The sequence below is a fragment of the Glutamicibacter bergerei genome (assembly GCF_054495185.1).
Window position 1 is genome coordinate 1,466,934 of the sequence record NZ_CM137131.1, and the last position, 16,018, is coordinate 1,482,951.

The window sequence follows — 16,018 nt, forward strand, 5'->3', positions numbered from 1 at the left end:
CCACCATTAGGTGACTGGATCAACTGTAAGGATTTTGAGGTGCGGAGTAGTTACCGTGAATATCACGCCGACGTAGAGGCGCTTAGCTAGAAGACTTATTTGCTAACCATTTGGTAACATCTTTTGTCAGAGTTCGTGCCCTGACTTCAAAGGAGTGATGCTCAATAATTTGGAGCGATTGGGCACGTCTTTCTTCCTCTGAACCAAATGCGCTGAGGCCATCGGGACTGCAAAGCCACCGCAGTTTATCTAACGAATCAAATGTCTGAACCATTTTTCCAAAGACTTCAGGTAGACCTTCGACCTTGTCAGAAATAACTGGCGTGCCGCAAGCCACAGCATCAAAAATACGGTTCTGGATGAAGCCTTGTATAGCCATATCGGGCCAATGATCTGCTAAAACTCGTTTTGATGATCGATAATAGTCACCTAATCGGCTGTTATCGATACCTTCCGCTTCGTACATTTGCGGTTCAAGAATATGAGACCACCCGTGTCCAATTATGCGGAGGTCAACTCCAGACGTTATAGCGTCCGAAACCACTAACCGAGCACGATTTCTAGTATTGGCTCCTACAAAAGTAGTGGGTCTTGAACGTTCTACTGTGTCCGACACCGGAAGGTGAAAACTACGTGAATCTGTTGCTTGTAGTAGGGTCTTGACTTTTCTTCCACTTAGAGAGGTCATTTTCTTGGCCCATATGGAAGAGGACGCGTAGACGAGGTCATATGAACGAATTTCTTCGATCGATACATCTTCTGGGTGACTTATGACCCAAAGAACGTTAATCGCTCCAGGTATTGGGGAGATTTTGTCTAATCCCCTAATGACTAAGTTGACGTCATCGAATACCTGTCGGCCATCGTTGTTATGACTGTGACGGTAGGTAACTACTTCCCGCCCTTGGGTACGTAACCCGTCGGCCAGAGAACGAACGTAGTGGGTGTCGCCCCATTTATCGCCATTTGAGCCCCCAATCGCGGCATATCGAATTCCCCACCGTTGACGGGTGGAGTGCTTTGGCCGAATAACTAACGGCCGAGGAGACGGGATAAGGTTAGTATCACCGCCGACGTGTGCAAGTTCGAAGCCAGCACGAATGTACATTTCAGTGTCGGGTGAAGGCAGTCGACCGTTCCATCGTGTCATAAATGCATGTCGGTTGGAAACGATATTTCGTCCACGTCCGGGGGTTTTACTCTCATGATGTGTAACGCGTGCTTCTGGCTCAACAGCAAAATATCCAGACTTCGATTCAATTGCCCTCAAACAAAGATCGATGTCTTCCATCCCATTAACAAAGAATGGATCGAAGCCCCTCATGGCAGCAATATCTGCAGTCCGCCAAAGCATGCACGCACCTGTTATGGCTGAGAATTTATTTTCTGCTACCGTTGCAGCGTCTTCTGGCGGATGATTTGCCAAAAAATGGCCTGGTAAGCGGTTTTCCGCCATGAAAACTGTGCCAGCTGTTTGAATGGAGTCATCGGGGTACAACAAAAGAGGTTGACAGGCCAGAACAGACTTATTCTCAAGTCGTTGAACCATCGGCGCAAGCCATCCGTCTTGCACGACAGTGTCATTGTTTAAGAAACAAGTATATTCACCCGTTCCAATGTATGCTCCGTAATTAGAGCCCACAGCAAAGTTAAGATTTCTAGGTAGCCGAACGTACTTTACACGCGGGTTAGAATCGAATAGAAGGCCGAGCACAACACTGTAGTAATAAGCAGAACCGTTGTCGACGATAATTACTTCAATGTCGATCTGCCCTGACCGATCGAGCACGTTCCGTACCGCACGCGCGGTCATTTTCCAGTCCTGATATACCGGTATGGAAATTGTCACCCGACCAGCGACCGAATCACGATCAGTCATTTCTCGCCAATCAATCAAGTTGTTACCTAAGACAACCCATTGCCATGCCTCGGCTTCCGAGGTGGTAATACGATTCGGAGACTCACGCTCATCCCAATACTTGCAACCTATAAACGGGAGCAGGGTTGGTGAAACATGCTTCGAAATTCGGATCGCGAAGTCATGATCAACCCACCGCTTAAGAGACTCATCAAACCCGCCTGTCTCCAACGCCAGCTCACGATCAATCGTTAATACATTGAGATCGATATGATTGACAATCATCAGTTCTTCAAAGCCACCCTGATATGCCCGATAGCTGACTTTACCGGAGTTATGTAGCTCAAGGGCAGCATAGACAGCCCTGGAACCCGACTGTTTCGCTCCCTTTATCGAAAGTTCAAGGTAGTCTTTTGGCCATTCATTGTCCGTATCAAGGAAAGATACCCAACTACCAGATGCACGTTGTAGACCAATGTTTCGAGCGGCGCAAACGCCATTATGGGGTGCATTAACAAAAATTATGCGCTGATCAGTTTCGGCTATTAATCGAACGACTGCGCTTGTTGAATCAGTAGAGCCATCATCAACTATTATCAGTTCCCAATTTGTGAGAGTTTGGCGTTGGACCGATCGAATGGCTTTCGCAATCGAATCTGCGCGATTCCACGCCGGCATAATAACGCTGACCAACGGAATTTCTGGGTTCGAAGGAGGAAGCGTAATGGAGGAGATTTGTTTGCGCCAGGCAAGTTCTGCCGCGTGATCCCAAGAAGTTAAGGTACGTTTCCGCGATCTATAGGTATGTGACTTTATAGTATTAACAACTGTATTTTTGGATGCCAGGACGTCGTTCCAGATCCATTCCCCCTCAGAAAATTTCACACTATAGCCATCTGGAGCATTTTCTAATAACCAGCCGAGAGTGCCGCCCAGGTGGCTAGACACAGCGTCCGAGGAAATGACCCCATCGGTGCGATCAAGCAAGTTCGGGACGAGAAGTGGACCTATCATTGGCTGCAGTTCTAGCGGTCGCCGGAACCATCGCATTACCTCAGCGAGCTTGCCTTCCTTCCATGCGCTCCGCAAGTGTGCCGGCCAAGTTCTTACATCCATCAGCGGGTGAGGCGACATTTCTTGAGACATTCCATAATTAATGAAATCTTCAGCCGCTGCTTGCCAACTGCGGAAATATCGATCACTTTGAGCTGAATACCAGTGGCGATCGAAAATCCCAGATTTTAACAATATCTCTACGTCTGAATACTGATCAAATGAATTATTCATATTTCTGCGATACTCTCGAACAAAGTAGTAGTTGATTACTAAAATTAAATAGATTATTTTTTACTTGCCATATCCTGTCTCAAATTCACGACAGCTGGCAACGTACACAAGTTAACGTTAGATTACTTTGGTACCGCATCTTCAGTTTCCACTGGCTTCGCGATGACACATAGCAGACCGATTCTGGTTTGGGTATATGGTCCGTTTGATTAGCAACAACTTTCAGCCGATCCCGCCCGTCAGAAACATCTATTGCACCCTCGCTAGGATACGCGATTCTAGCCGTTGGGTTGAAACCGAAAATAACTCGTGCCTGAACCGTCCCTGATTTGATGCCGCTGTCTTTCGAGAGAAAGATAGAAACCATGCCCAAGAAGTATCCTGCCGAAGTTCGTGACCGCGCCGTAGCGATGGTTGTGGACCGGCTCTCTGAATATCCTTCCGTGTATGCAGCGTGCAAGGCTCTGGCTCCGAAGCTGGATGTCGGTCCCGAATCATTGCGTCGCTGGGTGCTCCAAGCCCAGGTCGACACCGGTGAGAAGGACGGCCCAACCACTACCGAACTCGATGAGCTCAAGGCGTTGCGGGCGGAGAATCGGGATTTGAAGGAAGCCAACGAAATCTTGAAAGCTGCATCGATTTTCTTCGCGAGGGAACTCGACCCTCGCCGCCGCTAATCTGCCGATTCGTTGATGAGCAGCGGGCCGAAGGTCATGCGGTCGAGTCGATCTGCGCCGTCCTGCGTGAGCAGGGCGTGCAGGTCGCCGCACGAACCTACCGGGCCTGGAAAATAAGGATTCCGGCCCTGCGAGCAGTTGAAGATGCCAAGGTCATTGACACGTTACGCAGCCTCAAAGTGTTAGACGCTAAAGGAAGACCGAAGCCAGAAATCCTTTATGGCCGGCGAAAGATGACCGCTTGGCTGCGGCGCAACGGCTTCCCCGAGGTCTCCAAACACACCGTTGACCGACTCATGCGTGACGAGGGCATGAACGGCCTGATTCGTGGACGTAAGACCCGCACCACGATCCCTGGCAAGGACGGCAAACGAGCTGGCGACCTACTGAATCGGAACTTCAGCGCCAGTGCCCCTAACCGTATTTGGGTCACAGATTTCACTTACGTGCCGGTGTATTCCGGGTTCGTCTACGTGGCCTTGGTGATCGATCTGTATTCACGGGCGATCGTCGGGTGGGAAACCTCCACGGTGAAAGACACCGCCTTCGTGGAACAGTGCTTGAAGATGGCTTTATGGCGCCGAAAACACACCAAAAGACCAGTTGACAAGGGACTTCTACATCATTCGGACGCTGGCTCGCAATATACCTCGATCCGTTACACCGACACCTTAGAAATTGAGGGGCTGGTTCCGTCGATTGGCAGTGTCGGGGATGCTTACGACAATGCGGCTGCCGAAACGGTCATGGGATTATTCAAGAATGAAGCCGTGGCCAAGGGTTCTCCCTTCCGCAGTGGTGCGTTGAAGACCGAATCAGATGTCGTTGAGGTCGTCTTCGACTGGGTCTTTTGGTACAACAATGATCGCTTGCATTCCTCGTTGGATCACCAAACTCCCGAGGAATTTGAGCGTGCCTACTATGATGAAATGACAGGCTCGTTACCCGACGCTGCCGCACATAAGACGGCGGCATGATTTCCGGGACGGTTCATGCCTGGCTATGCAGGTTATAAAAGCGAGTTCAGAACCGTATTAAGTGGATGTAGACTCTAAATGGCTCTTCAGGATTGAGGGTGTAGACCGGGCATAAACTTACCGGTCTCCAAGCATGAGTGTGCGATCTAGTGAGCCAAATTTTTGAGTCCCAACCCGACACCACCTAGTTGCTCTAACAGTCCGTTCCGTGACTCAGCAGAGCTATTCCACGTCTCTGATGATCAAATTTAGGGTATGACGCGTCACCAACTCCTAAAACCTTGACACCGTTGAACCGGGTAGGATCATCAATGAATAGCCGGACTCCTTCAGACAATACCGGCTCTTTGGCGGTATTATTGGTGACGCCCAAGACATCTGCGATCCGCGAGACCGACAAGTGCTGGCAGACCACCCCGGTCAGTGCCCAGTGTAGGAGTGCATGGCTGATTTTCTGCTTGGATTTCACTGCTCGGCTAAGATCTTCACCCCAGACAGGTTGACAGTGGTTGCAGTGTCAGTGACGTCGTTTGATCACCACGACAGTGGGACGCTTTTCAAACGTTTCGTAAGCGGGGCGTCGAATCGCGAAACTTAGCGAAAGTACTGTTAACCGACGGTGAGCCAACGCCATGAGTGCTTGGTCAGAGCGTAAACATAGAGCTCGCTTCAAGCGTTTGTTGAGTGAATGATGGATGCGATCTAACTTGACCGAGGTCCCTGACTGGCATGGGGTCGGCGCTAATCCAACGTAGGAAGCCAGCACCGCAACAGTAGCGAACTTCTTGCCAGAGATTTGACGAGATGTCAGGACCGGGTGGAGAAGGTGCCTCCGCCATGGCTTCAAGGTGATTAGCGACGATAGCTCGCGGGGCGTGCAAGGAGAACAGCTGACTAGTCATCTACGTGATGACTAATTCTTCGCGTCGGCGCCGACCACGATGACACGGTGCTCGTCTAAGGTAACCATGATGGGTCTGGCCCAGACAGTAAGTCTGCTGATTCTATACCGCCAAAATTGCTCCTTGAGCAGTGAGGTTTTAGTTGACCGCGTCAGTTCGGCTTCGTCAATAGGCCTGATTTTGTTCCAGATTTTATTGCCGTCTTTGGTGACGGCCCAAGCCCAGCGGTCGGTTTCGCCGACGTCTAGGCCTAGGATTATTTCGCTGTCTGTGCTGTTCATGTCTAATGCTCCTTTGAACTATTCCTTGTTCAAGGACGGCCAACGGTTGCTAGCAAACTCTTACAACCACTTGATGATAGACGCACAGTTTCGGGCGTTGCGTCACTAATCAAAAAACACCATGCTGCCATTTCAACCTCGGTGGTAACGGCCTGACTTCTGGACAAGGAAGGGCAGAACACCATATCGAGCTGCAGGCCGACACCTCATATGTTCCTCGGAGGTAATGAGCTGCGAACTACATACCGGGCAGACGATGTATAAATCACATCGCGACGGAAGAACCCGTATCGCCCTGCCAGCGATTCTCTGGCCGATCACCCCCAATAATTACAAAGAGTTAATTTTCCGCGCCAGGACTGGTCGGCCGACAACCCCTAATCCTCTTCGGGCTTAACGAGTCGTTTAGGGCCTAAGGAGAACGTCAGGCAACGACAAATCTACTTGCAAAATACTACGGTGAATATCTCCTTGGTACCCTGGAAGTCCTTACTGAAACAGGACTTTACACCTGATAACATGACATCGATAGAGTTTTGAATGGTTGTTGGATGAAATCAATCTATGGTTGTACGGGCGTGAAGGGTACGAGTTGGAGAATGAGTACTTTCTCAAAAGACGTCCGCCACGTATCTCGGTTTACAGTCCGTCAACGAAGTTTGAAAATAGGTATACCGGGCCATAGCTGAGTACCAATGACATAAAGAAAGTTGTTTACAATGAGTTATTTTGGGAAAATAGATGCGTTGGAGAGTAGAAAATATACCTTTAACTTGCCCCCAAACTCGGTGCCACTTGAGTTAATAGTGCAGGCAGAAGGGTCTGACAGAGAATTCGTTCTACTTCCAGAGCAATCGCAGATCAAGAACTTTTCGAAAAAATGCGAGACGTACTTTTCGCAAGGACTGGATGCTAAGTACCAATATGTTGGCGGAGGAATTTCCACTCTTGTCATCGGTATGGAAGAAGATCGACTTGACGTAAAGGGTGAACTTGAATTTGTAATTGCGCGGTGGGCTCGAAAGAGTGAGACACCCTTCCCAGAACACATTCGAATTACGGTAAAAGATCTGAGCTTACACGCTAATTTAAATTTCGTTGAAGTAATTTCAGCTAACGCCCAGCATAATCCCGGAGGGAAATAAATTTTGATTTCATCAGAAACGCCTTTGGTGAGCGTTGTTATTGCTACTAGAAACCGAAGCGAATTGTTGAAGGTTGGCATTCATTCAGTACTCAATCAGACTTTTGAAGATTTTGAGTTGATCATTGTAGACGATGGATCAACTGATAACACTGAGCAGGTTGTCAAAAGTATTGACGATTCCAGACTCATTTATGTTCGAGGTAAAGGCGAAGGCATCTCAGCGGCACGAAATATTGGTGCACAAAATTCACGTGGTGAGTGGACTGCGGTTCACGATGACGACGACATTATGTTGCCGAACCGTTTAGAAGAACAGCTTAAATTTGTCAATGATTCGGTGGACTTTATATACGGGGCATTTATCAATTTTGATGATGAAACTGCTGAATTGCAACTTCACCACGGACGAAATTACGGATACGGTCCGGCGCTTATGAGCGGATTCGCACCAGGGCATTCGACTTGGCTTGTTCGTACAGAACTTTTAAAAACTTTTCGATATGACGAGGGAATTGAGAGTGCTGTAGACAATAATATCACTTTTAGAATGCTACGCTCTGGAGTCCGTTTTAAGCATAGCGGCGTAATTTGCCTGCTACGTCGTGTACACAGCGGACGCATTACAAATCAAGGTGGCCAAGGGCAGAAATACGTTGCGCAAATGAATCTCAGTTTTTTGAAGCGCGCCTTTACCGCTCAAAGCATCCAAGAACTTTCTAAAGCAGCGCGTAGGGATTGGGGACCGGTTGACAAAACGAACTGGGAGACTAAGTATCTCGGATTCTTACCTGATCACCTAGTAAAGAGAAGTGGATTCATTGTCATCGCCAGGCAAGATCCCGAAATCCAGGAAAGTTTGCAGCGGCTCGAAGTATTAGACGCGGCAAACATGAATTGGGAAGAATACTTTGCAAAATGCGGAGCAGGGGTGCAAACGAACCGTGTTAGCGTTCGAGTTCGGGAAAACTCCGAGATTGAAGAAATACTAAACGGCATCGAAATTCCTAAACCGTTTTCTAAAAAATCCTCGCAGGATCTGATAACAGAGTACGCTTTGTCGTCAATTCACGGTCATCAAGATGGGTTCTTTGAGAATACTGATGTACTAGTACTTGCGGTTGGACGTGCCCAAGACTGGACTGATCAGCAGATTTCTGTAACCAAGCAACGTTTTTCCACCACGGAAGACAGCGGTGAAGTTATTGGTGGCATTATTCCACTACATTCTCTAGAGGCTGCAGATGGAATCAAAAGAACGTTATTCGGCGATGAGGCTCTCGACTGCAGAATCTTTGTGAGCGGAACAACTGACAAAGTGCGAGAAATTACGAAAATCGACCTTCGTAGTGACGCTATCAATAAGACTGCTTGAAGGGTAAAGAAAATTGCTAATTAAGAATGTTTCGCTCCAAGGAACTAATGGCTTTGAACTTCTCGCCGTTTCTGAGGGCGAAGAACTTGTACCCAAACTTGAATCATTAATGTTCGATGCGGCTCCGACTGACCTGAGCCCTCTCAAGACTCTCATCGCTGGAGCTCTACTCTTTGGGAATAGGCGGTTGGAACGCATTCAAGTTAATGGTGAAGTTTCGAATATTTTCGTTGAGCAGGTTCAAACACTCGTTGGGATTGGCAAAAGTGCGAATCCAGAATTGGACTTGGCACCCGAGGTAGCTGACGAATTTGACACCAAGATTAGAGCGACGACTTTAAAGATCAATCTCCAGGCAGCTTTTGCGAACGTCACGCCAGAACGTGACGTGACTAACTTGACTTTGATTCCTAGTGAGCGCTACAGCGGGGTACTCTGGGGAATTAAAGAAGCCATTGTCGCTTCAAATGCATGGCTACACGAGAAGCATAGTTCAAGTGCTCAAGTTGCGGCTGCCGTTGGCGTACTTTTCGCAGATGAATTTCTAGCACGGTCCATTTGCATACCCTCGACTTCGGAAATTGATAAGCTATTAATCCGAAATCTTTGCAAACTTGCCGGTATAGTCGTCGTTTTTGAGGGCGAATAATGACCCATGATCAATCATCTAAATATTCGATATTTGTTTATTCGGAGAACAAGCCTCCAAATAGAAGCTTAGACCGTTTTAAGACTTCGCTCTTTAGGGCATTAGAAGCTAATTCATGCGAGCTGATGATGTTTCCACGACAAGAAGTGCTGGAATCATCCGTTCTAGTACCTGCGAGAGGCCGTTTAGTAGTTTTTTGTGAAGACGTGCATGCACTTAAATCTGCTCGAAAAGGATTTTCGAATAATCCAGGATGTGTCTTTGCTCTTATCGTTATTCCTACGTCTCGATCAGGCTGGGGTGCATATACGGATGTTTGGGCGAAGGGTCTAGCGCAAAATGTTGATGTCGACACAATAATCTTGACTGATAGTGATCTATCAAGACGAGTGATCGAATCGGAGCTCAAGCATTTTCGGGCTGATGTCCGAGTACTTGGTCCTGCGCATTTTTCGAACGCGATCAACGATATCGATGAATCAGGCGACAATATATGGCGATTCGAGAAGTCGAAGTTTCAACATGAACTAAAATCTCTAAATTATTCCGGTATGAGCTGGGAATTTGAAGAATTCCGAAGTAGTGACTCCATGCAGGGACCTACGGGCAAAGGAGAGCAGACAAACGCGCTGCCTTCGGCTGCTTCTGAATCTGCAAATAGCGCAGTTATTTCAGAAATCTTAGTACCTGGAAAGTTATCGGGAGATCCAATCGAGATTGGAATTCTAGGAACTAAACTTACGTTTATTGATGAACTAAGTCGAGATTTAGCTCGAAATTCGGCGTCAAGGATTATTCTGGACGAATGGGAGCATCTCAGCGCTCCACCGGATGTTGCTCATTCAACTAAGATCTTAGAGAATTCGGACGTTATTATAGGCGAATGGGCTAGACCCAATAATTTCTGGATTCAGGAAAAGGCAAAAAAAGACAAACGCCTTATCGTTCGTGCTCACCGATACGAAGTAACTGTCGATTTTCCGCGCAAAATTGATATGGATCGATATTTTGGGGGAGTGGTAATCGTGCCGTGGGTAGGTCGTGCGTTGGTACAGAATTTCGGTTGGCCTAGTGAAAAAATGGTCTACATACCGAATTATGTTAATTCACGATATTTCCATCGTCCTAAACTTGAGGGATCAGAATTTACTCTGGGAATCGTCGGCATAACACCGGATCTGAAGAGGCTCGACCTTGCAATTGATCTACTCGAACGACTTCGAAGAGACGACCTTCGGTATGTTCTGCGAGTGAGAGGAAATCTGCCTTCTGAGCATATCAATTGGCATAAACAACCAATGCAAGCAGAGCAGTGGGGCAGTGTTCTGCATCGAATTGAATCTAACCCGTTACTTCGGAATGCAGTTCACTTCGATCAGCCAGGCCGTGATATGGCGTCTTGGTACCAACAAATCGGTGTCATTCTTTCGACATCCGATCTGGAAGGTTCCCATGTAGCCTTGGCAGAGGGCATAGCATCGGGTGCACTTCCGATTGCGCGTAGGTGGCCGGGAATTGAAACTTTGTGGCCTGACGAGTTTATATTTGACGACTTGGAAACAGCAGCCCGGTCAATCTTAGAGGCAAGAAATCATCAGGTACGCGAGCAGCGAGTAAGCGCATTCCAGGGGCTGAAATGTTTAGATCAGGACCGCGTCCTGCAAGCATGGTGGGACTTGATAAATGGTCGTATTGAAGAAGCGCAACAAGCGTTTGGACCAGTCGATTGGGAGGCACCCTTGTATGAGAAGATTGTTTTTTGATCCTTTGACTATTATGGGCGACTCGTCGCTTGTAAATTAACTAGAGAAGAATAAGGTGGCCCTGTGCAGGACACGACGGCGGTAGAAGCACTTGAAGTTCGGATTAGAGAACTTGAACGAACAGTCAGGTTTCTTATGGATCATAAGAACAAGCAAGATCCTGCCGGCCGTCCTGCGTTTAGGCGTCCCGAATTCGTGACCGTGGGGGAGCACTGTCGCATCGGTAACGGGGTGACAATGTCCGCCACTGCTAGCACCCCCATCGAAATCGGTGACCGGACAAGGATTCTGCGTGGAACCGAGCTTCTTGGTCCCATGCAGATTGGTTCTCGTGTGTTTATTAACCGCGACGCTTACATACGCTCACGGGTTCGAATTGGTAATGGCGTATCTATCGGACCATTTGTCAAGATCATTTCGGATTCGCATCACTTGGGAGATTCCGGTCATCGGGCGGGAGCCGGCAAGACTGAAGATATTGTAGTTGAAGATGGTGTTTGGATAGGCGCTAGCGTCGTGATTTTAGGTGGAGTAACTATTGGCGCCGGCGCTGTCGTCGCGGCTGGATCGATCGTCGTGAATTCTGTCCCTGAAAACACAGTAGTAGCTGGAATCCCGGCTCGAGTACTTCGCTCCATCGAGGGCTAACAAATATGTTTAAAGTAATTGATCGAGAACCAGTAATGCAATTTGACATTCCTCAAGACGCTACCAGAGCAAGAATCATTTCCTCATTTAGCGGTAATGTGGCTGATAGACAATTTATCTTCACGGTAAAGCGAGTCGGTGCCCAATACACGGATGATCAAAAATTCGAAGAGTTAAATTGGTCATCGAGTTTAAATTCCTCATTTGAATACGTTCACCAAATTCAAGTAGATGCTACATTTTTCGGAAAAACTTTCGCCTTAGATCCTGCCATTAAGACGTTGGAAGTATCTTGTATTGAATGGAAAAAACTGGCAGGAATTTCTGCTGTTAATGTCACATCTATGGCGCTTGAGCTATTTTCTAGAGAATGGGATCTTCCTGTCCCATTCAAACAATTTGTGGTTCCGGGACGGATAATTTAATATGACCCATTTGGATATGTCTGTGGTGATTGGTTTCCGTGATTGGGGCGCTAATAGGCTTAATGTAGCAGTGAAGAGCATACAAAATTCATTCGGCAACCAATCTGGCGAAATTATTCTTGTTGACTATGGGTCGTCAGATCCCACGATCGCAATCGAAATTGCTGAGCGTTTGCAGCTAAAGTTGGCGCAAGTAACTGACGCGCCAGTTTGGTCCAGGTCCCGAGCTTTGAATGCAGGCTTCGCACTAGCAGCTGGCGATCTTTACATCAGCACTGATGCAGATATGCTATTCGCTCCAAAAACCCTTGAAACGGTATATCAATGGTGGCGTTCTTCAGGGGAAAGCGCTATGTTCCTGCAATGTCGAGATCTACCTGAAAGCGTTACTATCGACGATTTGTCGAGTCAGCAAATCGATTGGCCGCACTTAGAATCGGTTTCTTCACTGCGACCTCGATGGGGCGTAGGCGGTATGATGGCAATCTCTCAAGCTGGATTCCGGCAGTTGAGAGGGCTAGATGAACGCATGACGACGTACGGTCGGGAAGATATGGATTTCGCCCTGCGAGCGCGTCGAATGGGGTTGCGTATGGTGTGGGTTGAAGAAAAATTAGCTCGAATCTATCACATGTGGCATACTCCAACTTCCGTAGTACTCAAAAATGATATAAACGCGACACGTTCAGTCAATACTAATCGTAGAATATATTCCGAAGATGCGACCGTCTCACGTAACCGAACCGTCTGGCTGCACAGCGAGGAGGTACCTTTACCAATCGTAAGCATTGTTTTTACCGATGGGTTGAAAGCGAACCACGATCTAATACAGATGTTGCGGCTTCAGACAGTTTCTTCTTTTGAGATCATAGTTCCTGAACATTTCGCTAATGAATTGGGTTCCTTGCCAGATAGCAGAATCCGCTTGTGCCCTGAATCTGATGGTAGCTTAACTAGCTTGCTTGGCTCTTGCCGAGGGCGTTATGTTTTGCCACTTTCAGGCGTTAAGGTCATTGCACGGAACTATCTCGAAAAGATGCTGGATGTGATGGGCGGTATGACCAGGCTGGTTATTGCTGACGGCCTGCACGGCAAAAACGAGAAATCCGACACGTTACTTTTGGACGCAAGTAGAAAATTGCGCGGATGTATGTTTGAACGCGCTACGTTTGCCACAATCGTTACTAGATTTGAGCAAGAACGAACTCTGACGCGGGACTCATTCGTAGCTATAGCTGAAAAGAACTGTCTTGAACACACCCTTGCTAATGAAGCGTATTTTCTTGAGGATGATGTACTTGCGGTTGTTAATAACGATGAACTTTCCATGGCTTCGGTAATAGACTCCGATCTGTTCTGGCCATTTTTGATTGCAAGCGACTCAGAAATTTCCGTTCAAGTCGCTGGCGAGAATATTGCGCTTTTGGATGGGGTTCCGTTGGAAGGTGATCTTACGATTTCCACCGTATCGATTGACGGAAAGTACATTTTCAGCGAAAGCCTATTGCGTAATGCGACCGTCGAAGACCTGCTGAGATTGTTTAGCTATGGTTGTGAGTTCACTCGTGTCGACATGCGAAACAATGTAAAAGTCACCCCAGTTCTTGGGCAGGGGTGGGCGATCGATGCACTAAGGTGGATCGTCGACCGCATTCAATGGACCCCCTATTCAGCAATATTTGTAGATAAGGATGTCGAGGATCCTGATCTGGGAACTCTGGATACGATGTGTTATTCGAGTGGGATTCAGCGCAAACACGATGAATCTTGCGAAGACTTGAAGATTTTTTTGACTCGCGATAAGCAGGAATCCGACTTGGTATTCAATAGATTGCAAAGCTCGGTTAAATTTGTACTGCTTGGACAAACTTAAGGAGTTAGCAATTGATCATATCCCGAGATATTGGATCCCAGTCCTCCATCGTATTGCAAGCTACCTTCGATGAATATGATGGATACGCGCCGACGGATAGATTTATTGTCGATGCTACGCCACACCATCTGCCATCTGAGTATGTGGCATTAGCTGGCTATCTTGTATTTGGAACTTGGGCAAGCGGAGCTATTGTGTTTCCGGAATCAATAACGCCGGAATTGTCGAGTGCGATGGAAGACGACAGCTTTCCAGTTCGCATACGTCCGCAGGGTATCAATTTGGTTCCGAAGCTTGTGAAACTAGGCAACGATGGATTCATAATTAATTATGATGGCGGAGTCGCACCTGCGGAGTGTCTAGAAGTTGAAGTTCTCCCATACGGATTGAATGAAGGATTCCTCCGAAAGCCGGGCCGTATGCAGGTCGCTTCGAGTGCATTTATATTTAGCGACGTGCTTGATCATAAATATTTCTTCCGACCGATTATCGCGGCGGCGCTCTTAGCAAGTGGAGATTTACCTCTGGGAAGAATTTATCTATCAGCTCATATCGAGCAACAAGAAGTTATATCGCTCCAAGCGCTATTTCAATCGATCGGTATTGAGTTGATTCATTTCTCCTGAATTTGAATTCGGATAAATACGTTAGGGTGTGGCTATAAAGCAGCCACACCCTAACGTTTATCGACTCTTCGGCTCCCTCACCCTAGTATGTAAGGCAGTCGCGGGTGTGCGCCTGCACATTTACTTGGGTATGGTTTCGAGTAAACTCGCTGCTTTAACCTAGTGCTTTGACCCGATAGCCGTTGCTTAGCTATTTCAATCCCGCTAGGCACTATTCTCACCGTATTAGTTTTGGAGACTCGGAATTGCCGTCTGCGAATATCCAAGAATATGAGGCTGCATCACTAGCACCCGAAGGATTTTAACGCATACCATCAAACATTAGTAGTGAGATTCAACATATTGTGGCGAGACGTCTAGTCTCGACCGTAAATATCTCGCGTGTATACCTTGTCAGAAACTGAGTCTAGGTCCGAAGATTGGCGGTTGGCGATGATAACGTCAGATTCCATCACGAAGTTGTCAAAATCTTTGGAAACACGCGAATGGAAGAATTCATCAGCGTCTAAGGTTGGTTCGTAAACGATCACTTCAATACCTTTCGCTTTAATTCTTTTCATTACGCACTGAATTGCGGATTGCCTGAAGTTATCGGAACCTTCTTTCATAACTAAACGATAGATACCTACCGTTTTGGGATTTCGCGAGAGAATATCGTTTGCTATGAAATCTTTACGAGTTCTATTAGCATCAACTATGGCTGAGATCAGATTCTGCGGAACTTCGTCGTAGTTAGCGAGGAGTTGTTTGGTGTCCTTTGGCAGGCAGTAGCCACCATACCCGAATGACGGGTTGTTGTAGTGGCTTCCAATACGTGGGTCCAACCCGACACCGTTGATGATTTGCGCTGAATCGAGCCCGCGGGACGTGGCGTAGGTATCTAGTTCGTTAAAGTACGCGACCCGAAGGGCTAAGTATGTATTTGAGAAAAGCTTAATTGCTTCAGCTTCGGTCGGGTCAGTCAACAGAATAGGAACATTTTGTTCCAAGCTACCTTTTAGCAGAAGATCCGCAAATTCCTTACCGTGGTTGCCACGATCGCCAACGACAATTCGTGATGGGTGCAAGTTATCGTAGAGAGCCTGCCCCTCGCGCAGGAATTCCGGTGAAAATATAATTTTGGTTTCAGGATGATTTTTCTGCAGTTCACTTGTGAATCCAACAGGAACCGTTGACTTGATGACGACTGTGACGTTTGGATTTACGCTGATGGCGTCGGAGATGACCGATTCAACTGACGAAGTGTCGAAATGGTTTGTTTCTGCGTCATAGTTGGTAGGAGTGGCAACAATTACGAACGCTGCACTCCCGTAAGCCAAAGACGAATCCGTCGTTGCGCTGAGCTTGAGCGACTCTTGTGAGAGGTACTTCGTTAAGTGTTCGTCGACTATTGGCGAAAGTTTTTGATTGACGAGGTTGACGCGTTCCTCATTGATATCTAAAGCAATGACCTCGTGGTGTCGTGCCAGCAAGGCCGCGATCGACATGCCAACATAGCCCGTTCCTACGACTGCTATTTTCATGAATCCATCT

At 47.4% G+C, this 16,018-nt stretch carries 11 protein-coding genes and 2 pseudogenes; 9 read left to right on the top strand and 4 right to left on the bottom strand.

What is annotated here, in order from left to right; translation table 11 throughout:
• Window positions 1-82 precede the first annotated feature (82 nt).
• On the bottom strand, window positions 83-3,145 hold the full coding sequence (locus ACX5K5_RS06715; RefSeq protein WP_459175264.1) for a glycosyltransferase: 3,063 nt from the start codon (window positions 3,143-3,145) through the stop codon (window positions 83-85).
• A 365-nt stretch (window positions 3,146-3,510) separates the two neighbouring features.
• Between ACX5K5_RS06715 and ACX5K5_RS06720 the strand changes: the two genes are divergently transcribed.
• Window positions 3,511-4,799 (top strand): IS3 family transposase gene (locus tag ACX5K5_RS06720; protein ID WP_105650854.1). Its coding sequence is split into 2 segments (ribosomal slippage): window positions 3,511-3,784 and window positions 3,784-4,799, totalling 1,290 coding nucleotides; the frame shifts between segments, so codons are not numbered across the junction.
• Between the two features lie 262 nt (window positions 4,800-5,061).
• Here the strand turns inward: ACX5K5_RS06720 and ACX5K5_RS06725 are convergent.
• Both ACX5K5_RS06725 and ACX5K5_RS06730 read right to left on the bottom strand, forming a co-directional pair.
• A pseudogene (locus ACX5K5_RS06725) lies at window positions 5,062-5,382 on the bottom strand (ISL3 family transposase); the annotation flags it as partial.
• 18 nt (window positions 5,383-5,400) lie between these two features.
• Window positions 5,401-5,811: pseudogene (locus ACX5K5_RS06730) on the bottom strand (transposase); the annotation flags it as partial.
• Between the two features lie 890 nt (window positions 5,812-6,701).
• Here ACX5K5_RS06730 and ACX5K5_RS06735 point away from each other — a divergent pair.
• From ACX5K5_RS06735 to ACX5K5_RS06770, 8 genes are all read left to right on the top strand, one after another.
• Window positions 6,702-7,127: a hypothetical protein gene (locus ACX5K5_RS06735; RefSeq protein WP_459175265.1), complete on the top strand. Its 426-nt coding sequence runs from the start codon at window positions 6,702-6,704 to the stop codon at window positions 7,125-7,127.
• Between the two features lie 3 nt (window positions 7,128-7,130).
• Complete coding sequence (locus ACX5K5_RS06740) at window positions 7,131-8,501, top strand: glycosyltransferase family 2 protein (RefSeq protein ID WP_459175266.1); 1,371 nt, start codon at window positions 7,131-7,133, stop codon at window positions 8,499-8,501.
• Between the two features lie 13 nt (window positions 8,502-8,514).
• On the top strand, window positions 8,515-9,150 hold the full coding sequence (locus tag ACX5K5_RS06745; protein WP_459175267.1) for a hypothetical protein: 636 nt from the start codon (window positions 8,515-8,517) through the stop codon (window positions 9,148-9,150).
• Window positions 9,150-10,913, top strand: coding sequence for a glycosyltransferase family protein (locus ACX5K5_RS06750; RefSeq protein ID WP_459175268.1), 1,764 nt, complete (start codon window positions 9,150-9,152; stop codon window positions 10,911-10,913). Before ACX5K5_RS06745 ends, ACX5K5_RS06750 begins: the two co-directional genes overlap by 1 nt.
• Window positions 10,914-11,048: 135 nt before the next feature.
• Window positions 11,049-11,561 carry an acyltransferase gene (locus ACX5K5_RS06755; protein ID WP_459175269.1) on the top strand — a complete coding sequence of 171 codons (513 nt, stop codon included), beginning with the start codon at window positions 11,049-11,051 and terminating at the stop codon, window positions 11,559-11,561.
• Between the two features lie 5 nt (window positions 11,562-11,566).
• Window positions 11,567-11,986, top strand: coding sequence for a hypothetical protein (locus ACX5K5_RS06760; protein ID WP_459175270.1), 420 nt, complete (start codon window positions 11,567-11,569; stop codon window positions 11,984-11,986).
• Between the two features lies 1 nt (window position 11,987).
• Entirely contained in the window at window positions 11,988-13,859 is a 1,872-nt protein-coding gene (locus ACX5K5_RS06765) for a glycosyltransferase family 2 protein (RefSeq protein ID WP_459175271.1), read from the top strand.
• Window positions 13,860-13,870: 11 nt separating this feature from the next.
• Entirely contained in the window at window positions 13,871-14,485 is a 615-nt protein-coding gene (locus ACX5K5_RS06770) for a hypothetical protein (RefSeq protein WP_459175272.1), read from the top strand.
• A 356-nt stretch (window positions 14,486-14,841) separates the two neighbouring features.
• Here the strand turns inward: ACX5K5_RS06770 and ACX5K5_RS06775 are convergent, their stop codons facing one another.
• Entirely contained in the window at window positions 14,842-16,008 is a 1,167-nt protein-coding gene (locus tag ACX5K5_RS06775) for a nucleotide sugar dehydrogenase (protein WP_459175273.1), read from the bottom strand.
• Between the last annotated feature and the right edge of the window lie 10 nt (window positions 16,009-16,018).